The following is a 20,259-nucleotide window of genomic DNA, read 5'->3' on the forward strand; positions in this document are numbered from 1 at the left end:
CCCGACGCTCCTAGTCGTCTTCGGCGGAGCCGTTGCAGTACCGCAGGGTGACCGCGGAGTTCTGCGGATGATCGCCGGGCGCGAGCGACTGGCCGGTGACCGTTTGGCCCGTGCAACTGGCATCGCCCTGCACCGTCACGCTCAACTGCAGCGCGCTCATCTGCGACGTCGCCTCGCCGATCGTCTCGCCGCGCACGTCCGGCACGGTCACGAGGCCGTTCGAGATCACGAGGTTGACGGAGTCGCCCTCCCGCAGCTCTGCTCCGAACTCCGGGTCGGTGCGGATCACGACGTCGGGCCTCACGTTCGGCGAGTTCTCGCTCGCGACGGTACCGACGACGAGACCGCTCGCCTCCAGCTCGGCCTCCGCTTGCTCGAGCGTGAGAAGGGTGAGGCTCGGCACGTCGACGAGCGGGGCACCCGAGGAGACGTACACCTCGATGTCCTGGCCAGGGCCCACCGCGATGCCCGCCGGCGGCTCGGTGCGGAGGATCTGACCCTCAGGGATGTCGGGGGTCGACTCGGTGAACGGCACCGGCTCGAGGCCGAGGTCGATGAGCTCCTGGGCGCCGTCCTCGTACTGCTGGCCGACGAGCTCGGGCACCTCGATCGCGACCGAGTTCGTGAGCGGCGTCTGCTCGAGGTTGAAGACCCAGTAGAGCACGGCCGCGATGATGACGATCATGACGGCGATGCCCGACCAGATCCAGGCGACGGGGGGTCGTGTCTGGCTGCGGCTGCGGCGCTCCTCGTCGTCGACGCTCAGCTGCCGCATGGCCGACTCGGTGCTCGCCGTAGCCTGCGGGTTGACGCCGAACAGGGTGGCGCTGAAGTCGGGACCGCTCTCCGGTCGCATGACGGGAGCGCTGCCGCCGAGAGCGGCCGCCACCTCCGTGCGGAACTCGGCCGCTGACTGGAACCGCGTGAAGCGGTCTTTGGAGAGCGCATGCATGACGACGGCGTCGAGCGCGGGAGTCACCTGCGGCGCGAGAGTGCTCGGCGCGACGGGCGGCTCGCTCACGTGCTGATAGGCGACGGCGACGGGAGAATCCCCTTGGAAGGGAGGACGCCCCGTCAGCATCTCGAAGAGCACGACACCGGTCGAGTACAGGTCAGTGCGGGCATCGACGGTCTCGCCGCGCGCCTGCTCGGGCGAGAAGTACTGCGCCGTGCCCAGGATGCTGCTGGTCTGCGCGACTGTCGCCGCCGAGTCGGAGATCGCGCGAGCGATGCCGAAGTCCATGACCTTCACCTGCCCGGTGGGGGTCACCATGATGTTGCCCGGCTTGATGTCACGGTGCACGACGCCGGCGCGGTGCGAGTACTCGAGCGCCGTGAGCACTCCCTCGATGATGCGTGCGGCTTCGGCGACCGGCAGCGGGCCGTCGGCGATGATGTCCTTCAGCAGGCGGCCCTCGACGTGCTCCATGACGATGAACGGAACGACCGTCTCGCCGGTGCCCGACTCGGTGACGACCTCCTCGCCCGCGTCGAAGACGCGCACGATCGTGGGGTGCGCCATGCGCGCGGCGGCCTGAGCCTCCTGGCGGAAGCGCGTGCGGAAGACGGGGTCGCTCGCGAGGGCGGACTTCAGCAGCTTGACGGCGACGCGTCGACCGAGCTTGGCGTCTGTCGCCACGTGCACGTCGGACATGCCGCCTCGGCCGATGAGGGCTCCCAGCTCGTAGCGACCCGCGAGAACCCGCGAACCCTGCGCGACATCGTCCATCGTCACCGTATCCTCACTGCTGCGTCTGACTCGATCACAGTGTAGGTGGTCGCGGTGCGCGACCACCCGGTGATCGGGTGGAGGGCTCTCACTCCTCGGCGATGGGAACGGCGAGCTCTGCGGAGCGCTCGGACTGCAGCGAGCCGCACTGCGCCACGTAGGTCACGCGCAACTGGCCGCTGTCGGCGAGGGTCACGACGAGACTCGTGGTGGAGGCGGGGAGCGGGTTGCCCTGCGCGGGGGTTCCGCCGACGATCGTGACGTTGTACGCCTCGAGGCTGTAGCCGGCGGGGCAGTCCGAGTACGCGGGCCAGCTGAGAGTGACGTCGCTCCCCGCGGGGTACGGCCCCTCGCCCGGTGCGATCGCGAGATTGCTCGGTGCGGGAGGGGTCGGGATGTCCGTGTAGAAGTACACGGTGAGGAGCGTGCCCGTCTGCACCTCGCCTCGGATCGGCGTCGTGCGGTAGGAGAGCCCCTGCTGCTCCCGGCTCGGGGCGATGTTGCCGTCGACCTCCTCGATGCGCAGGTCGAGGCGCGCCGCCTTCTCCTGCACCTGCGCGCGCGTGAGGTCCACCCACTCCTCCTCGACGATGAGCACGGTCTCGACCGTCGGGGTGGGAGACGGGGTCTCGACCTCGGTCGGCTCGACGCTCGTCGTCTCGGTCGGCACGGGAGCGGGCTCGTTCGGCTCGGCGAAGACAGCGATGAGCACGCCGACGAGGGCGAGCAGCAGCACGCTCGAGAGGGCGACGAGGGGCCACGTCCACGGGCTGCGCTGAGTGGGGGCCGGCTGAGTGTCGGTCGTGCTCGCCGCCGCGCCGCCCATGCTCGGCAGCACTCTCGTGGCGTCCTCCGACCCGACCGCCCCGAGAACCTGCGTCGCCTGGGTGGTCGCGCCGCCCGTGATGGCGGGTACGATCGCGGCCGCTGCGCCGACATCGCCACGGCGCAGGGCCTGCGCGGCGCGGGCGAAGGCCTGCGCCGATGCGGGGCGATCGGAGGGCTTCTTGGCGATGGACGCGAAGATCAGGTTGCGCACGGGCTCGGCGACCGTGACCGGCAGCTCGGGAGGGGCCTCGTTGATCTGGGCCATCGCGATCGCGACTTGCGACTCCCCGGTGAACGGCCGGCGACCGGCGAGGGCCTCGTAGGCCACGATGCCGAGAGAGTAGACGTCGGTGGAGGGGGAGGCGGAGTGCCCGCTCGCCTGCTCGGGCGACAGGTACTGCACGGTGCCCATGACCTGACCGGTGGCGGTGAGCGGAACCTGGTCGGCGATGCGGGCGATGCCGAAGTCGGTGATCTTGACCCGTCGGTCGGGGGTGATGAGCAGATTGCCGGGCTTGATGTCGCGGTGCACGAGCCCCGCCTGGTGCGCCGCATGCAGAGCCGACGCCGTCTGGGCGATGATGTCGAGCACCTGGTCGGCGGGCAGCACCCGCTCGCGCTCCAGGATCGTCGACAGGGCCTCGCCGGGCACGAGCTCCATGACGAGGAAGGCGCTGCCCTCCTCCTCGCCGTAGTCGTAGACATTAGCGATGCCCTCGTGGTTGACGAGCGCGGCGTGGCGGGCCTCGGCGCGGAAGCGCTCGAGGAACCCTGGGTCGCCCATGTACTCGTCCTTGAGGATCTTGAGCGCGACGGTGCGGCCGATCACGAGGTCGGTCGCCTGCCACACCTCGCCCATGCCGCCGATCGCGATGCGGGAGAGCAACTGGTAGCGCCCACCGAAGGTGAGCCCGCTCGTAGGCCTCATCTGCTCAGCACCGCCTCAAGAACTCTCTTCGCGATCGGAGCCGCGATCTGGTTGCCGAACGCGGACTGCCCCTGCCCGCCGCCGTCCTCGATCACGACAGCGATCGCGACCTGCGGGTTGTCGGCGGGGGCGAAACCGGTGAACCACAGGGTGTAGGGCTCGGTCGCGCCGTTCTCGGCCGTGCCGGTCTTACCCGCCACGTCGACGCCTTCTATTCTGGCATTAGACGCAGCCCCGTTGGCGACCCCCTCGACCATGAGCGCCGTGAGCTCCGTGGCGGTGGATCGTGCGATCGGCTGGCTCAGCAGCACGGGCTCGGGGTCCTCGATCGTCGCGAGGTCGGGAGCGACGATGCGCTCCAGCAGCGTCGGCTGCATGAGGTTGCCGCCGTTCGCGATCGCGGCACTCACCATGGCCACCTGCAGGGGAGTCACGCGCACGTCGTACTGCCCGAACGACGAGAGCATGAGCTGCGCCTCATCCATTCCCGTGGGGAAGGTGCTCGGGGTCGCCGTGAGCGGAATCTCGTGCGCGGTGCCGAACCCGAACGCGGTCGTGTAGTCGGCGAGCGTCTGCTCGCCCAACTCGCGGCCGAGCTCCGCGAACGGGATGTTGCAGCTGAGCCGCAGCGCCGTCTCGAGTGTCGCGGTGTCGCCGGAGCCGCACGTGCTGTTGTTCGAGTTCGTCACGATCGACGAACTCAGGGGCAGCGTGAGACTGGCAGGGTTCGGGAACTCGTCGTCGGCGTCGAAGGCGCCGCTGTCGAGGGCCGCTGCTGTGACGACGAGCTTGAAGACCGAGCCTGGCGCGTAGAGGTCGCCGCTGATCGCGCGATTGATGAGCGGGTCACCATCGGCCGCGAGAAGCTCGTCGTAGACCTCGAGCACCTCGGAGGTGCTGTGCGAGGAGAGCCGGTTCGGGTCGTAGCTCGGCGTCGACACGAGCGCGAGGATGCGCCCGGTCGCCGGCTCGATCGCGACGATCGAACCGGTCAGATCGCCCATCGCCTCGTACGCGGCCTGCTGCACGACCGGGTCGACGGTGAGCTCGACCGCGGCCCCTCGGGGGCTCTGGCCGGTGACGATCGCGCTGAGCTGGTCGAGGAACTGCTCGTTGGCCGTGCCGGTGAGGAAGTCGTTGAAGGCGGACTCGACGCCCGTGACGCCCTGGTTGAGCGTGAAGTAGCCCGTCACGTGGGCGTAGGGGAAAGGCTCGGGGTAGGTGCGCAGGAACTCGTACTCGTCGTCCACCCGCACCGACTCGGCGATCGGCGAGTTGCCGACGAGGATGGGCCCGCGCTCGGCCGAGTAGCTCGCGTACAGGGTGCGCACGTTGCGGTCATCCGCCTGCAGGTCGTCGACGGCGAACACCTGGATGACGCTCGTCGACACGAACAGGGCGAGGAACATCGCGAGGGTCGCGACACTCACTCGGCGCAGCTCCTTGTTCATCAGTCCTCCACCACCAGTCGCGGCTGGTGGCGCACGCTGTCGCTCAGCCTCAGAAGGAGGGCGATGATGATCCAGTTGGCGACGAGCGAGGAGCCGCCGGCCGCGAGGAACGGGGTCGTGAGGCCGGTGAGGGGGATGACGCGCGTGACGCCGCCGATGACGACGAACACCTGCAGGGCGATCACGAAGGAGAGGCCCACAGCGAGCAGGCGTCCGAAGTCGTCGCTGCCGTTGAAGCCGATGCGGAACCCGCGGGCGACGAGGAGGAGGTAGAGCGCGAGGATGCCGAACAGGCCCACGAGCCCGAGCTCTTCGCCGAGGCTCGCGATGATGTAGTCGCTCTCGGCGAGCGGCACGATGTCGGGCCGCCCCTGGCCGAGGCCCGTGCCGATGAGCCCGCCGTTGGCGAGCCCGAACATGCCCTGCACGAGCTGATAGCTGCCGCCGACCGCCTCGTAGACCTCGGGGTTGAACGAGTCGAGCCACGCGTCGAAGCGGCCGCCGACGTAGCCGAGCACCCGGCTGGCGAGGAGGGCACCGCCCACGAACAGGGTGAGGCCGAGCAGCACCCAGCTCAGGCGGCCGGTCGCGACGTAGATCATGACCAGGAACAGGCCGAAGTAGAGGAGGGAGGTGCCGAGGTCGCGCTGGAACACGAGCACGCCCATCGCGGCGATCCAGATGATGAGGATCGGGCCCAGATCGCGACCCCGGGGCAACTGGATGCCCAGCACGCGTCGCCCGACGATCGAGAGCGACTCGCGCGCCGTCACGAGGTACCCCGCGAAGAACACCGCGAGAGCGATCTTGCCGATCTCACCGGGCTGGAAGGAGAACGGCCCGAGCTGAATCCACAGCCGCGCACCGTTGATCGTCTGGCCGATGCCCGGCAGGAGGGGCAGCAGCAGGAGGCCGATGCCGACGACCATCGCGACGTAGCGGTAGCGCGCGAGGACGCGGTGATTGCGCACGAGCACGAGCACGCCGATCGCGGCGACCATGGCGATCGCGGTCCACACCATCTGGCGGATGCCCGCGCTCTCCCAGCCCGCGAAGCCCTCGGCGATATCGAGGCGGTAGATCATGGCGACGCCGAGCCCGTTGAGGGTCATGCTGATCGGGAGGACGAAGGGGTCGGCATCGCGTGCGACGATGCGCAGAACGACGTGCACGCCGAGGCCGAGCACGCCGAGCCCCGCGCTGTACAGCAGCACTTGCGGATCGAGCGCGCCGAGGGCGCCGAGCTGCACGAGGGTGACGGCCGCGCCCGTGATCGCGATCGCGATGAGGACGAGCCAGAACTCGAGGTTGCGCAGCGGCGAGGGCGTTCGCAGTCGAATCCTGATGGATTGCGTCGCGGGCGCGAGGGGAGCATCCGCGTCCACCACGGGGCCAGTCAGCGGCATGGTCGGCTCAGTCGAGGACATCACTGAGCCTCTCGACGATGCGGTAGGCGTCGCTCAGGCTGTCGGCGTTGATCGTGGCCTCGACGCTGCGCCGCGTGAAGTCGGGCAGGTCGTCGACCGCGATGGGCGTCTCCACGACGACGCTCGAGAGGGGGAAGGGCCCGAGATCCTGCTGCACGCCCTGGTAGATCGCCACGTTGCCGTCGGCGGTGCCGACGAAGTACCGCGTCTGAGTCCACTGGTAGCCGGCGGTGAGGGCGGCGACGATGATGCCGACCACGAGCACGATGCCGACCGACCACGTGATGCGGCGGCGGATGCGCCGCCGCCGGTCCTCGGCGATGAGCTCGCGCAGGAACTCCTCCGACTCGGGCTCGAAGTGCTCGTCCTCCGGGTCGGTGATCGCGGCGCGAATGGGGTGCAGCAGCATGGCCGGGATGCGCAGCGAGCGCTTGGCGGCGACCGGCGAGTAGCTCAGCGGCGCGCCGGCGGCTCCGACGAGGCTCGGCTGCGGCACCCCGCTCGGTCGGTCGGCGTCCACGCCGACGATGACGATCGTGACGTTGTCGGGGGCGCCGTTCTCGAGTGTCGCCTCGATGAGCTGCTGGCCGGCCTCCGCGGCATCCGGCTGACGCGAGAGCACGCTCGCGATCTCCGACTCGGGCACGTAACCGGTGAGGCCGTCGGAGCACAGCAGCCAGCGGTCGCCGGGTTGCGTGTCGACGACCATCGTGTCGATCTCGGGCGTGATGTCGACATCGCCGAGCACGCGCATGAGCACCGAGCGCCGAGGGTGCGTCGCCGCCTCCTCCTCGGTGATGCGCCCGCTGTCGACGAGGCGCTGCACGAAGGTGTGGTCCTTCGTGATCTGCGTCAACTCGTGGTCGCGCCATCGGTAGATGCGGCTGTCGCCGATGTGGGCGATCGCGAGCTGGTCGCCGACGCGCACGAATCCGCTGACGGTCGTACCCATACCGGTCAGCTCGGGGTGCTCGAACACCGTCTCGGCGAGTTCCTTGTTGGCCTCCAGGAGCGCGGAGGCGAGCGCCTCCTCAGCCTCCTCGGGGCTCTCGAACTCGCGGTCGATGTGGGCGATGGACTGGATCGCGAGCGCGCTCGCGACATCCCCTCCCGCGTGGCCGCCCATGCCGTCCGCCACGACGAAGAGGTGGGCGCCGGCGTAGCCGGAATCCTGATTGTTGGCGCGGATGCGACCGACGTGGGATCCCGCCCAGGAGAGCGTCGTCACGGGGGCTACCGCCGCAACTCGAAGGTCGTCGTGCCGACGCTCACGGGCGTGTTGAGCGGTACGGGCGTGGGGACGCTCACGCGGTTGCCAGCGAGGAAGGTTCCGTTGGTCGAGTCGAGATCCTGCACCATCCACTGGCCGTCCCACAGCATGAGGCGCGCGTGGTGGGTCGAGGTGTAGTCGTCGCGGACGACGAGGGCGGAGTCGGAGGAGCGGCCGATCGTGAGCTGCTCGCCGGTGAGCTCGATCTCGAGCCCCTCCTTGCTGCCGGAGGTGATGACGAGGCGCTTCGCGGGCGGGTCGTCGGTCTTCGGCTGGGGCGTCGGCGTGGGAGGCGTCGGTGGGAAGAGGTCGGTCTCGCGAGGCGCGGCCGGCGCCGCGGGGGGTGCGACCCGACGCACCTTCTGCCCGAACAGGTCGGAGCGGAGCGCGTAGACGATCGCGAACACGAACGCCCACAGGAGGAGCAGGAAGCCGATGCGGAGTACCAGGAGCGTCAGTTCACTCATCGCTGGCCTCCTCGGGGTGGGGTCGGGCCGGCGCCGCGACCGGTCTGCGCCAGCACGCGGAAGACGATCCGCGTGCGGCCGATCTCGATCACGCTATCGGGAGGCAGCACAGCACGCGACACCGGCGCACCGTTGAGCTGCGTGCCGTTGGTGCTGCCGAGGTCGGTGAGCTGGGCCCGCTCGCCATCCCAGAGGATCTCGATGTGGGTGCGGCTCGTGCCCGTGTCGGCGATCGTGATGTCGGCCTCGCTGCCGCGGCCGATGACCGTGCGCGAGTGGGTGAGGCGGTGGCGCTCGCCGTCGATCTCGACGACGGGAGACCACACGACCTTGTTCTTGACCGACTCGGAGTCGACGACGACGACGCCCTCCGCGAGACCGTTGTCGACGGTGAGCGTGATGCTGATGCCGCCGGGGAAGGTGTAGCTCTGGGCGGTCGCGTGCTGCTGCAGCAGTTGCGTGAGCTCGTCGTTGAGGGCCTCGCCGAGGGACGCCATGCGCGCGTGGTCGGCGGGGGAGAGGCGAACGGTGAGGATGTTCGGCACGAGAATCCGCTCGCGCGAGACGACCGCCGCCTTGGTGTCGAGCTCGCGGCGCAGGGCCGCGGCCACCTCGAGCGGTTGAACGCCGCTCTTGAAAGTCTTGGCGAACGCCCCGCCCACGACCCGCTCGAGACCGCGCTCGAAGCTGTCGAGAAGCCCCATCGCCGCCTCCTTCGATGATCGTGGTGGAAGCACCTGCATGGGCGCCGACGACCCTCTGATGGTAGTCGGCGCAGGTACTAGGGGCCGAACGGGAGGTGGGCGTGCGCTGTGATAATGTCACCTGGTTGACGACACGGTGCTCGGCCGTCCACGAATCGAGCACGATGACGTTGCGCGCGAGTGGCGGAATTGGCAGACGCGCTGGCTTCAGGTGCCAGTGTTCGAAAGGACGTGGGGGTTCAAGTCCCCCCTCGCGCACCACAGGTGCAGGATGGCTCGTCGCACGGGTCGCACGTGACTCTCGGTCGACGGCACGCGCCTCACGGCCCGGCGGCCTCGAGGGTCGACACCTCTTCGCCTGCGGCACACGTCCCGCGCGGCGCTTCCCCCCACCCCACGTGGCGCACTTCGTCAATCATCTGTCGTAGCGCCACCCTCCCGCGCTCGAGACAGTGGATGCGTGCAGGAGAACGTGACCGAACTCGAGCAGCGCGTGGCGAGCATGACGCGCGCGCTGCGGACAGGGCTCACCGTCATCGCCACCCTCGCCTGCTCGCTGACCGGGCTCGTCGCGCTCCTCTCGATTCATCGCGCGGCGCGCGAGGGGAGCGCGGGCGTGGGGTGGGAGACGTGGGTCTCGGCCGCCGCGTTCGTCGCGACCCTCGCGTGGGGTCTCTCCGGCACAGCGATCATGTCGGCCCTTGCCGGCGACAGCACCACACCATCCCCTCGCCGCCCGCGTGATGCGCGCGTCTCCGCGACCGCGGGAGCGCGTGCGCGGCGTCCGTCCTGAAAGAGAGAACAACCATGAACACCCTCCAGAAAGTGGGAGGTGCCGCGGCGTCGACCGCCGCCGGAACCTTCGTCTTCGGAATCCTCCTCGCCCTCACCCGCCTGAACGACTACGTGTCGACGGATGATCCGGCGGTCGCCGTGCCGCTCCTCGTCGAGAACGAGCAGACGCTCATCCTCTGGAACATCGTCATCACGATTGTGTTCGGAATCGTGATGGTGCCGCTCACGATCGCCCTCCGAGACCGGGTGACCCACGAGCGAGCGGGCCAGCTTGCGCGCGTCGCACTCGTCTTCGGTCTGCTGTGGGCGGGGGTCATCATCGCGGCCGGCATGGTCATCGGAGTCGGGCTCTCGACGGTCTCCAGCCTGGCGAGCACCGACGCGGAGGGTGCCCAGCAGCTCTGGCGCGCGGTCGACACGGTCGGCAACGGCCTGGGCGGCGGCAACGAGGTCATCGGCGCCGTGTGGGTCATCGCCGCGAGCCTCGCCGCGTGGGTCGGGCGCGCCCTGCCCCGGTGGATCTGTGCCATCGGCATCCTTGCCGGCATCCCGGGTCTCGTGACCGTCGTGCCGGGCTTCGCGGATGCCGGTGCCGCCTTCGGGGTAGCCATGATCGTGTGGTTCTCACTCGTCGGAATCGCTCTCTGGTACCTGCGGCCAGCCCACGAGAGGGCCCCCGCGGCTGCACCTCTCGCGAGCACGTCGGCCTGATCTCCTGAGACCGAGTGTCCATTGACACCGGCGGTGGCGCCTCCCACGATGGTGACGTGCGTCACCGCCGGGTCGTCATCGTCGCATTCGACAACGTGCAGGGTCTCGACGTCTTCGGGCCCGCGGATGTGTTCTACTTCGCCAACTGGGTCGCCGCGCAATCCGGCACATCAGATCCTCCCTACACCGTCGAGATCGCCGCGACTCAGCCCGGGCCCGTCGCCACGGCAGCGGGGCCCGCGCTGTATGCGACGCGAGCGGTCGACGACGCCGAACTCGTCGCCGACGTGCTGCTCGTCGCCGGCGGCCTCGAGGTGGAAGCCGCGGCAGAGAACCCGGAGTTCGTCTCCGCGCTCGCCGCCTTGGCACGTCGCAGCGGCGAGGTCGGGTCCATCTGCACGGGCGCCCTGCTCCTCGCCCGCGCGGGACTGCTCGAGGGTCGGCGTGCGACGACGCACTGGGCGCTCGCGCACACCCTCGCGACCGCGCATCCTGACGTGGAGGTCGACGCGGACCGCATTTTCCACTACGACGGCGTCTGGACCTCGGCCGGGGTCACGGCCGGCATCGATCTCGCACTCGAGATCGTGCGAACCCATCACGGCAGCGCCCTCGCCGCCGATGTCGCGCGCTGCCTCGTGGTGTACCTGCGGCGTGCGGGAGGACAGCTGCAGTACTCCGTGCATCTCGCGGCGCAATCGTCGCAGCACTCGGAGATGGCCGATCTGCTCGCGTACATCTCTGATCATCTGCAGTCAGACCTCACGGTGCGGGCGCTCGCCGAGCGAGCCCGCATGAGCGAGCGGAGTTTTCAGCGTCGCTTCACGACCGAGGTGGGCACGAGCCCCGCTCGGTATGTCGAGAGCGCCAGGTTGGATGCCGCTCGCCGGCTGCTCGAACTCACCGAGGACGGCATTGCGGCCGTCGCGTATCAGACCGGCTTCCGCAACGCGGAGACTCTCCATCGATCGTTCAAGCGCGTGCTCGGTGTGACGCCCACCGAGTACCGCGAACGGTTCTCGCGGCCGACGATGCCGGTCGAGCCCTGAACGCTCCTCGAGCCGCCTCCCCGCTCCTCGCCCGACGCGTAGGCTCGACCGCATGGCAGCGGGCGCAGTGGTGCACACCTTCACGGGGTCGCTCGCCGATGTCGATCGGGGCGTGTACGAGGAGCTGAGCATCCGCGTCGCCCGGCACCCCTCCGAGACCGAGGCCTACATGGTCACGCGCGTTCTCGCGTACTGCCTCGAGCACACCGAAGGCATCGCCTTCAGCGAGGGGCTCTCCTCGACCGAGGAGCCCGCCGTGATAGTGCGCGATCGCACGGGGCGCCTGACGGCCTGGATCGAGGTGGGGGCTCCGGATGCCGCGCGGCTGCATCACGGCAGCAAGCTCGCCGAGCGCACCGCCGTCTATACGCACCGCGACCCCGGCAAGGTCATGGCGCCCTGGGTGGGCAAGAAGATCCACGAGGCGTCAGCGATCGTGCTGTACAGCTTCGACCCCGGGTTCATTGACGCCGCGGTTGCGGCGCTCGAGCGGCGCAACACCCTCACGGTGTCGGTGACGGAGCGGCAGCTGTACCTCGAGCTCAACGGGGTGACGCTGAGCTCGGTCGTGCACGAGCACCCTCTCGACCCGTCCTCGTGATGCGAGCCCTTGAGTACCCCTAGGGGGTATGCCACAATGGGGCGCATGGACACCAACGGCATGCCCCAGAACTCTCTCAACCTTCTCGGCGACCAGAGCGCCGCCGGCGGATGCTGCGGTGGCGGAGCCTGCATGTGCGGTCACGGCGACGGCGGTGCTGACGCCGCAGCCACCGAGACTGCGACCTCGGAGGCACGTGTCTCCAGCATCGGCAACGGCACGGCCCCCGGCGGTCTCGCCGTCGAATACCTCGTGACCGGCATGACGTGCGGCCACTGCGTCTCGTCCGTCAAGGAGGAGGTCGGTGCGATCGAGGGCGTCGACGCCGTCGAGATCGTGCTCAAGAAGGACGGCGCCTCGCGCGTGACAGTGCGCTCGAGCGCCTCGATCAGCCCCGAGAAGGTGCGCGCAGCGGTCGACGAGGCCGGCTACGCACTGCTCTAGACCATGAGCACCACGGATGCTCGGCCCGCGGTGGGCGCCGAAACCGAGCCCGCCGGCCTGCAGCTCGACCTGACGGGCATGACGTGCGCCTCGTGCGCCAACCGCATCGAGCGCAGCCTCAACAAGGTGCCCGGCGTGGAGGCCACGGTCAACTACGCGACCGAGAAGGCGAGCGTGCGCGCGGCCGCGGGCGCGGCAGAGCAGCTCGACGCCGACGCGCTCATCGCGGCGGTCGAGAAGGCCGGGTACTCGGCGACGCTCGTCGTCCCGCGCGAGGTGAGCGCAGCATCCGGAGATCACGACGGGAACGGCGCCGCGCTGAGCGCGCCCGACGAGCTCGGCGCGCTGCGGCAGCGGCTCCTCATCTCCACGGTGCTCACGGTGCCCGTGCTCGTGCTGTCGATGATCCCGGCGCTGCAGTTCACGAACTGGCAGTGGCTCGTGCTCGCCCTCGCGTCGCCCGTGGCCGTGTGGGGGGCGTGGCCTTTCCACCGCGTCGCGCTGCACAACGCGCGCCGCTTCATCGCGAGCATGGACACTCTCATCTCGGTGGGCGTGACGGCGGCCTTCCTCTGGAGCGTGTACGCGCTCTTCTTCGGCGAGGCCGGCATGCCCGGCATGACCATGCAGCTGCAGCTGCTCGGCACGCCCGAGGCGGGAGCCCACGAGATCTACCTCGAGGTCGCCGCCGCCGTGACCGTCTTCATCCTGCTCGGGCGCTACCTCGAGGCGCGCGCCAAGCGCTCGTCACGCGAAGCGCTCGACGCCCTGCTCGATCTCGCCGCGCGCGAGGCGACCGTACTGCGGGACGGCGTCGAAGTGCGCGTGCCCGTCGACGCGCTCCAGGTCGGCGACCGCTTCGTCGTGCGCCCCGGCGAGACCATCGCGACCGACGGCCTCGTCATCGAGGGCGCCTCGAGCGTCGACCAGTCTCTGCTCACGGGCGAATCGGTGCCCGTCGACGTCACGGTCGACGACCGCGTCGTGGGCGGCACCCTCGCCGTCGGTGGCCGTCTCGTCGTCGAGGCGACGCGCATCGGCGCCGACACCGAGCTCGCGCGCCTCGCGCGCCTCGTCGAAGAAGCGCAGACCGGCAAGGCCGACGTGCAGCGGCTCGCCGACCGAGTCTCGGGCATCTTTGTGCCCATCGTCTTCCTGCTCGCGCTCGTGACGCTCCTGGCGTGGATCGTCGTCGCCGACTCGGTCGAGATCGGCTTCACGGCGGCGGTCGCGACGCTCATCATCGCGTGCCCGTGCGCCCTCGGACTCGCGACCCCGACCGCGCTACTCGTCGGCACGGGGCGCGGCTCGCAGCTGGGCATCCTCATTCGGGGCCCGCAGGTGCTCGAACGCACGCGCCGCATCGACACGATCGTGCTCGACAAGACCGGCACCGTCACGACCGGGCACATGGCGGTGCGCTCGGTCACGGCTGCGGGCGGCATCGATCGCGATCGGATGCTCGTGCTCGCAGCCTCTGCCGAAGACGGGTCGGAGCATCCCCTCGCCCGGGCGGTCGTCGACCACGCACGGTCGTCAGGGCTCGAGCTGCTGCCGGCCGAGGGCTTCGAGTCGCACGCGGGCGCCGGCGTCACGGCCGTCGTCGACGGGCACGCGCTCGCGATCGGCCGGGCGTCGTGGCTGCGCGAGCAGTGGGCTGTGCCCGTCGACGATTCACTCGTGACGGATGCTGAGTCTCAGGGTGCGACGCCGATCGTCGTCGCGGTCGACGGAGCCGTGGCCGGGGTCATCGTTCTCGGCGACACGCTCAAGCCGACCTCGGTGCTCGCACTCTCGCGCCTGGGGGCGCTCGGGCTCACGCCCGTGCTGCTCACGGGCGACAACGCGGGAGCCGCCGCGGCGGTCGCGGCCGAGCTCGGCATCGACGACGTGCGCGCGGGCGTGACGCCCGCCGGCAAGCTCGACGTCATTCGACAGCTGCAGGCCGACGGTCACGTCGTGGCGATGGTCGGCGACGGCGTCAACGACGCTGCCGCGCTCGCCGCCTCCGATCTGGGCATCGCCATGGGCGGCGGCACCGATGCGGCCATGGCGGCCTCCGACCTCACCGTCGTGAGCGGCGACCTGCTCGTCGTCGTCGACGCCATCCGGCTCGCACGGCGCACCCTGCGCACGATCATCGGCAACCTGTTCTGGGCCTTCGGCTACAACGTCGCGGCGATTCCGATCGCCATGCTCGGGCTGCTCAACCCGTTGCTCGCCGGGCTCGCGATGGCGTTCTCGAGCGTGTTCGTCGTGACGAACTCGCTGCGGTTGCGCGGGTTCCGCCCCCAGCTGCGGTGAGCCCCTCGCCGGCCTAGGCCCTGAGCCTCGACTGCACCGCGGCGACGGCCGCTGCACGGGTGCCGGGGTTCGCGAACGCCGCGAAGGCCGGGTTCTCGGGAACGGCGGTGTGGCGGCTGCCCCAGGCGACGAGCTCGGCCAAGACGGGTATCAGGTCGATGGCGGGAGGCAGGGGACGGTAGATCACTCGCCTGCCGTCATCCGGGTCGGCCCTCTTCTCGACGAGCCCGCTGTCGACGAGCCGGTGGAGCCGGTCGGTGAGGATGTTCGTCGCGATCGACTCGTCGGCGGCGAACTCTGAGAATCGGGTTCTGCCGCCCAGGAGCATGTCGCGCAGGACCACGAGGGTCCACCGGTCGCCGAGGATGTCGAGGGACGCCGCGATCGGGCACCCGGAACGCAGGTCACTGCTCATGGGCTGAGGATCCCCCTATCGGGCCGCACTGTCGCACACGTCTGCTGCACGTGGCAAGCGGCTCACTCGGTACTCTACTTGCGAAGCACAAGGCAATCCCCGCGCGGCAGGCTCGGGGAGACCCTCTAAGCCTTCCGGCCGACGCGCGGGATGCCCAGCGGCACGGGGAGGCGCAACTCGGCGGGAGCGCCGGGCGGCACCACGGGCGACCGCGGAGCGACCGGCGGAACGGGGTGGTACTGCTCGCCGAGCGCGGGACGAGCATCCCGTTCGCCGCGATTCGGCCACAGGGCGAAGGCGCGCTCCGCCTGCGCGGTGATCGTGAGCGAGGGGTTCACGCCGAGGTTCGCCGAGATCGCCGAGCCGTCGACGACGTGCAGGCCCTCGTGCCCGAAGACGCGGTGGTACGCGTCGACGACTCCCGACTCGGGGGAGTCGCCGATGGCGCAGCCGCCCAGGAAGTGCGCCGTCATGGGCACGTCGACGACCTCGCTGATGCCCGACTGCGGGAACCCGTTCATGTGCTTCGCCATGAGTGCGTAGGTCTCGTTCGCCTGCAGAATGTAGGTGGGGTTCGGCTCGCCGTGCCCCTGCTGCGACCTCAGGCGGAAGCGCCCGAAGGCGCCGCGGCTCGCGCGCACCGTGAGCGAGTTGTCCCGGGTCTGCATGACGAGGCCGACGATCGAGCGGCGCGACCAGCTGCCGAGCCCGAACGCCATCGAGGCGACGCGGCCGGGGTGGCGCAGCAGCTGGCCGATCCAGAGGAGCCAGCGCGGGGTGCGGCGGCCGCCGGGAACGGCGAGCGTCGCGAGCAGGGCGAGCGCGTTCGAGCCGTGGCCGTACCGGCAGGGCTCCACGTGCGTGTGCTCGTCGGGGTGGATCGACGACGTGATCGCGACGCCCCGCGTGTAGTCGACGCCGCGGCTGCGGCGCAGGGCCGTGGATGCTCCGCCGAGGGCCTCCGAATTGGTGCGGGTGAGCGTGCCCAACCGGTCGGAGATGCCCGGCAGATGGTCTTCCGCCTTCATGCGGTGCAGCAGCTGCTGCGTGCCCCAGGCTCCCGCCGCGACGACCACCTGGTCGGCCGTCCACCGCCGCTCGCTGCGCCGCCCGGCGCCGGTTGCACGCGTGGTCACGAGGTACCCACCCGCCCCAGCTGTGCCAGATCTGGCGCGAATCGGCGCTGGGGCGTGGGGCACGCGCCCCTGTGCGCCAGATTTGTCCCGTTCGGGGTGGGGGCGGCGGGGGGTTACTCGGGTCACCGTGGTGCGTTCGTGCACCTGTGCGCCAGCCGCCTCGGCCAGGTGCAGGTAGTTCTTGACGAGCGTGTTCTTCGCGTTGTGGCGGCAGCCCGTCATGCACTCGCCGCACTCGCGGCAGCCGGCGCGGGCCGGGCCGGCACCGCCGAAGTACGGGTCGGGCGACTCGACACCAGCGCCCTCGCCGAAGAACACGCCCACGGGCGTGCGGCGGAAGGTGTCGGAGACGCCGAGGTCGGCGGCGACCTTCTGCATGACCTCGTCGGCGGGCGTGATCGTGGGGTTGGTCGTGACCCCGAGCATCCGCGAGGCCTGGTCGTAGTAGGGGTCGAGCTCGGCTCGCCAGTCGGCGATGTGAGCCCACTGCCGGTCGCGGTAGAACGCGTCGCTCGACGGTCGGTAGAGCGTGTTGGCGTAGACGAGCGAGCCACCGCCGACGCCCGCGCCCGCGAGGATCATGACGTCGTCGAGCAGGTGGATGCGCTGGATGCCGAGCAGGCCGAGCGCGGGAGCCCAGAAGTACTTGCGCAGACTCCACGAGGTGCGCGCGAACTCGTCATCGGCGAACCGGCGACCGGCCTCGAGCACGGCGACCGAGTATCCCTTCTCGACGAGGCGCAGCGCGGCGACGGCGCCGCCGAACCCCGAGCCGATGACGAGCACATCGACGTGCCGCTCGTGCTCGGGCGCGGTCGTCACCCTCAGCCCTTGCGGTAGCTGTCGAGCGCGGCGGCACCGATCGGGGCGGCGATCGCCCACGAGTCGATGCCCGCGAAACGCGTGAGGCGGCGGGCGGTCACGTGCGCGGTGCGGTTGCCGACGTACCAGAGGGGGGTGGGATGCGCGCGCCACGGCCCCTCCGCGACGGTGCGCTCCACGTGGTCGGGGTCGAGCAGCAGGGCGTTGTGCACGATGCCGAGGCCGCTGCCGACCTCGGCGAGGGTGTGGCCGGGGAAGGCGCCCCACGTGCCTCCGGGCATCCCGAAGACGGTGCCGCCCCACGCGTTGATGCCGATCGTTCCGTAGCGCAGCTGCGCGACGAGGTCGTCGAAGGCGACACCCAGGGCGTCCCGCGTGGTCGGATGAAGATGGATGCTCGCGCTCAGGGTGCCCGCGAGGCGCTCGTTGGCGAACTCGATCGCCGCAGCCAGGTACGGTTCGGGCTCGCGCGTGCCGGGCAGCCGCACGACGCCGAGCACGGGCCCGAACGCCTCCTGCGTGAACAGGTGCTCGTCCGCGTCCAGCGGGTCGAGGTGATCGACGAGGGTGCGGGGCACGTTCGGGTCGCCGCCGAGCACATTGGCGTGCGGGTGCACGGTGACGACGGCGAGCTGCCGGCTCGAAGCCCCCGGGTAGTAGGCGGGCCGCGTCGGTGCGATCGCCAGGTGGTGGCGCAGCCGGTCGACGAAGGCATCGGCCTTGCCCCAGGCTTCCGGGATCACGACGATCTGGGTCGCCACGCAGTTGAACCCCGAATTGTGCAGGCGCTGCGTCGCGATGTCGCGGGCGACGGCGTCGACGTTGTCGTCGCTCCAGGTCTCCTCGGGCACGATGATCGCCGGGCCCACGCCGCCGAGCTCGCTCGTGACGGGTTTGGAGAGCCGGGGCTCGCCCGCCGCGCGGCGACGGGCGGCATCCTCACCGTCACCCCACACGATCGCATCGTGGGTGTGGCGGCTGCCCGTGAGGTGGACGCGATCCACGCGATCGTCTGTGACGAGAGCCTCGCCGAGGTCGCGGTCGCCCGAGACGACCGCCACGACACCGAGGTCGATGAGCGGCGCGAACGCGGCCTCGAGCGCCGGCCGCAACGGGTCGGTGATCGGGTTGAGCTTGACGAGGACGGCCGAGTTCTCCTGGTAGAGCGCGCTCAGCACGTCGAGGGCGGGGATCGCGGTGATATTGCCGGCCCCGAGGACGAGCGTCAGTCGCGGCTGGGGGTCGCGTCGACGCAGCTCGCGCGCGATGCCGGCGCGCACCTCGTCGAGCGAGACGCCGGGTCGCAGCCACACACGCGCCTCGTAGTCCTGCAGGACGGCATCCTTCGCCACGTAGGGGAAGACGCGCAGAGTCGTGCGGCCTCCAGGAGCCCGGCCGATCTCGACCTCGGACACGGGGGAGCGCCCCGCGTCGAGCAGCTTGAGGGTCTTCTCCATCGCGCTCGTCGCCGTGATGAGCGAGTAGGGGCCCGTCGACCACTCCTCACCCGCGGCCGGAGAATCGGGGTCGATGCCCTTGATCTCGCAGGCCGTGCGCACCCAGTCGGCTGCGGCGGCGAGAGTGGCGGCCCGCACGCTGCGCAGGAGGTCGCGCTTGCTCGCGAGGGGCAGCTCGACCCACCGTTGCGCTCCCGCGCGCAGGGCATCCACACGGGGTGAGTGATCGGCGTTCGACGGGGGCACACAGACTCCTTCGAGGGCGCGTTCGTCGGTGAAGGCGGGGCGCGTCGAGCCTAACCGCTCGGCGCGGTTCGAGGGTCAGGGCTGGGGATGCTCGGCGCTAGTCAACCGGAGCCGACGACGCGACGGGAGCACGCACGACGATCGCCGCGATGAGAATGCCGAGCGGCAGGAGCGCGGAGACGAGAGCGGTCTCGATGTAGCTGCCCGTGGCCCCGAAGCCGAGCGCGAAGACGAGAGGGCCGAGCGCCGTCGAGGCGAGACCGATCGAGGTCGCGACCCCGCGGATCGTTCCGATGCGACGACGACCGTAGTAGCGCACGAAGGCCGCGGCCTCGATGCCCCGCAGCCCGCCGCCGGCGGCGCCGAGCATGAGCCCGTAGAGGATGCCGAGCACACCGCTCTCCACGAAGGGAAGGAAGAGGAGCGTGCCCGCCATCATCGCCATCGAGAACACGACCCCCCAGCGCGGGTCGATGCGGTCGGCGAGAGAGCCGACGGCGAGCGTCGCGAGTAGGGCCGTGATGGTCTGGTACGCGAAGTTTGCGGCCGCTTCGACGGTCGAGAAGCCCTGCTGCCCGAGGATGGAGATCTGGTGGAACGCGAGTGCCGTGGTGAGCATCCCGGTGCAGAAGATCGCGCCTGTGAGCACCCAGAACATGCCGGTGCGCAGGGCCGGCCGAAGATCCCAGCCCTCGGCGGGGGCCTCGGTGGGCCGCTCGGAGCCCTTCCGCCCCGGGGCGTCGCGGGGGAGCAGCAGCGAGATCGGCAGCACGATCGCGAGCACCGCGAGCGATTCGATGCGCCACGTCGTCGCGACATCGCTCGCGGCGACGAGCCGCTCGACGCCGAGGGGCGCGAGCGAGATGCCGGCAGAGCCGATCGCGCTCGTGATGCCGAGCGCGAGGCCAGACCGGTGGGTGACTGTGCGGGCGACGATCGTGACCGCCGTGAGGGAGAGAGCCCCCTGGCCCGCCATGCGCAACCCTGCGTAGGCGCCCGTGAGGCCGAAGATGTCGGTGACGAAGCTCGCCGCGGCGAGGAGGAGCGCGAAGACCACGCCGACGATCATCATGACCGAGCGGGCGCCCCAGCGGTCGAGGGCGCGGCCGATGAACGGCAGCGCCACCGCGCCGGCCAGAGTGCCGATGAGGTACGCCGTACTGATCTCGGTGCGGGTGATGTCGAGCGTTGTGATGAGCGGGTCGACGAGCGGGCTGAGGCCCGCGGTCTGGCCGGGAGCTGTGAGCCCGGAGACGATCCCGGCCCCGACAACGACTCCCCACCACCACAGTCGACCGCGCGGCCGACGTCGGGTGACCGGCACGGGCTCGGTCGAGGGGTTCAGCGGCAGCGGGATCTCTGTCGTGCTGGGCGGACTGCCGATGAGGGTCTCCTGATGCGAGGTGGGTGCGTCGGGACGGACGATCATCGAGCCTACGGTGTGCTGAATACGTGGCCGAATCCTCACCCTGCCC

General features: G+C 70.4%; 17 protein-coding genes and 1 tRNA gene. 7 read left to right on the forward strand and 11 right to left on the reverse strand.

The window, feature by feature from the left end; translation table 11 throughout:
* Positions 1 to 10 precede the first annotated feature (10 nt).
* The 7 genes from pknB to HUJ41_RS00120 all read right to left on the reverse strand — a co-directional run bounded on the left by pknB (position 11) and on the right by HUJ41_RS00120 (position 8,804).
* The gene (gene pknB / locus HUJ41_RS00090; RefSeq protein WP_179873795.1) at positions 11 to 1,729 is read right to left on the reverse strand and encodes a Stk1 family PASTA domain-containing Ser/Thr kinase; all 1,719 of its coding nucleotides are present in this window, start codon (positions 1,727 to 1,729) and stop codon (positions 11 to 13) included.
* Between the two features lie 88 nt (positions 1,730 to 1,817).
* Positions 1,818 to 3,485 carry a serine/threonine-protein kinase gene (locus HUJ41_RS00095; protein ID WP_179872843.1) on the reverse strand — a complete coding sequence of 556 codons (1,668 nt, stop codon included), beginning with the start codon at positions 3,483 to 3,485 and terminating at the stop codon, positions 1,818 to 1,820.
* Entirely contained in the window at positions 3,482 to 4,936 is a 1,455-nt protein-coding gene (locus tag HUJ41_RS00100) for a peptidoglycan D,D-transpeptidase FtsI family protein (protein WP_179872844.1), read from the reverse strand. The genes HUJ41_RS00095 and HUJ41_RS00100 overlap by 4 nt, the downstream gene beginning before the upstream one ends.
* Positions 4,936 to 6,363 (reverse strand): FtsW/RodA/SpoVE family cell cycle protein, encoded by a 1,428-nt coding sequence (locus tag HUJ41_RS00105; protein ID WP_431356472.1) that lies wholly within the window; start codon positions 6,361 to 6,363, stop codon positions 4,936 to 4,938. Before HUJ41_RS00105 ends, HUJ41_RS00100 begins: the two co-directional genes overlap by 1 nt.
* Positions 6,350 to 7,591 carry a Stp1/IreP family PP2C-type Ser/Thr phosphatase gene (locus tag HUJ41_RS00110; RefSeq protein WP_179872845.1) on the reverse strand — a complete coding sequence of 414 codons (1,242 nt, stop codon included), beginning with the start codon at positions 7,589 to 7,591 and terminating at the stop codon, positions 6,350 to 6,352. The genes HUJ41_RS00105 and HUJ41_RS00110 overlap by 14 nt, the downstream gene beginning before the upstream one ends.
* Positions 7,592 to 7,596: 5 nt before the next feature.
* Positions 7,597 to 8,100, reverse strand: coding sequence for an FHA domain-containing protein FhaB/FipA (locus tag HUJ41_RS00115; RefSeq protein ID WP_179872846.1), 504 nt, complete (start codon positions 8,098 to 8,100; stop codon positions 7,597 to 7,599).
* The gene (locus tag HUJ41_RS00120; RefSeq protein ID WP_179872847.1) at positions 8,097 to 8,804 is read right to left on the reverse strand and encodes an FHA domain-containing protein; all 708 of its coding nucleotides are present in this window, start codon (positions 8,802 to 8,804) and stop codon (positions 8,097 to 8,099) included. Before HUJ41_RS00120 ends, HUJ41_RS00115 begins: the two co-directional genes overlap by 4 nt.
* Positions 8,805 to 8,978: 174 nt before the next feature.
* Here HUJ41_RS00120 and HUJ41_RS00125 point away from each other — a divergent pair.
* From HUJ41_RS00125 to HUJ41_RS00155, 7 genes are all read left to right on the forward strand, one after another.
* Positions 8,979 to 9,065 (forward strand) — tRNA-Leu (locus HUJ41_RS00125).
* Positions 9,066 to 9,264: 199 nt separating this feature from the next.
* A complete protein-coding gene (locus HUJ41_RS00130) occupies positions 9,265 to 9,597 on the forward strand; it encodes a hypothetical protein (protein ID WP_179872848.1) in 333 nt (110 codons plus the stop codon).
* A 14-nt stretch (positions 9,598 to 9,611) separates the two neighbouring features.
* Positions 9,612 to 10,310: a DUF4386 family protein gene (locus tag HUJ41_RS00135; protein WP_179872849.1), complete on the forward strand. Its 699-nt coding sequence runs from the start codon at positions 9,612 to 9,614 to the stop codon at positions 10,308 to 10,310.
* 56 nt (positions 10,311 to 10,366) lie between these two features.
* Positions 10,367 to 11,359 (forward strand): GlxA family transcriptional regulator, encoded by a 993-nt coding sequence (locus HUJ41_RS00140; RefSeq protein WP_179873797.1) that lies wholly within the window; start codon positions 10,367 to 10,369, stop codon positions 11,357 to 11,359.
* A 52-nt stretch (positions 11,360 to 11,411) separates the two neighbouring features.
* Positions 11,412 to 11,960 carry a YaeQ family protein gene (locus HUJ41_RS00145; RefSeq protein WP_179872850.1) on the forward strand — a complete coding sequence of 183 codons (549 nt, stop codon included), beginning with the start codon at positions 11,412 to 11,414 and terminating at the stop codon, positions 11,958 to 11,960.
* A gap of 45 nt (positions 11,961 to 12,005) precedes the next feature.
* The gene (locus HUJ41_RS00150; RefSeq protein WP_224744496.1) at positions 12,006 to 12,404 is read left to right on the forward strand and encodes a heavy-metal-associated domain-containing protein; all 399 of its coding nucleotides are present in this window, start codon (positions 12,006 to 12,008) and stop codon (positions 12,402 to 12,404) included.
* Between the two features lie 3 nt (positions 12,405 to 12,407).
* Positions 12,408 to 14,708, forward strand: coding sequence for a heavy metal translocating P-type ATPase (locus HUJ41_RS00155; protein ID WP_179872851.1), 2,301 nt, complete (start codon positions 12,408 to 12,410; stop codon positions 14,706 to 14,708).
* A 13-nt stretch (positions 14,709 to 14,721) separates the two neighbouring features.
* On the opposite strand, the gene HUJ41_RS00160 is transcribed toward HUJ41_RS00155, so the two are convergent.
* From HUJ41_RS00160 to HUJ41_RS00175, 4 genes are all read right to left on the reverse strand, one after another.
* The gene (locus HUJ41_RS00160) at positions 14,722 to 15,123 is read right to left on the reverse strand and encodes a winged helix-turn-helix transcriptional regulator (protein ID WP_179872852.1); all 402 of its coding nucleotides are present in this window, start codon (positions 15,121 to 15,123) and stop codon (positions 14,722 to 14,724) included.
* A 125-nt stretch (positions 15,124 to 15,248) separates the two neighbouring features.
* Complete coding sequence (locus HUJ41_RS00165) at positions 15,249 to 17,081, reverse strand: GMC family oxidoreductase N-terminal domain-containing protein (protein ID WP_179872853.1); 1,833 nt, start codon at positions 17,079 to 17,081, stop codon at positions 15,249 to 15,251.
* Between the two features lie 2 nt (positions 17,082 to 17,083).
* Entirely contained in the window at positions 17,084 to 18,784 is a 1,701-nt protein-coding gene (locus HUJ41_RS00170) for an aldehyde dehydrogenase family protein (RefSeq protein ID WP_179872854.1), read from the reverse strand.
* 97 nt (positions 18,785 to 18,881) lie between these two features.
* Positions 18,882 to 20,213, reverse strand: a complete 1,332-nt coding sequence (locus HUJ41_RS00175; RefSeq protein ID WP_179872855.1) for an MFS transporter — start codon at positions 20,211 to 20,213, stop codon at positions 18,882 to 18,884.
* Between the last annotated feature and the right edge of the window lie 46 nt (positions 20,214 to 20,259).

The sequence above is a fragment of the Microcella indica genome, from assembly GCF_013414345.1.
Classification (GTDB): Bacteria; Actinomycetota; Actinomycetes; order Actinomycetales; family Microbacteriaceae; genus Microcella; species Microcella indica.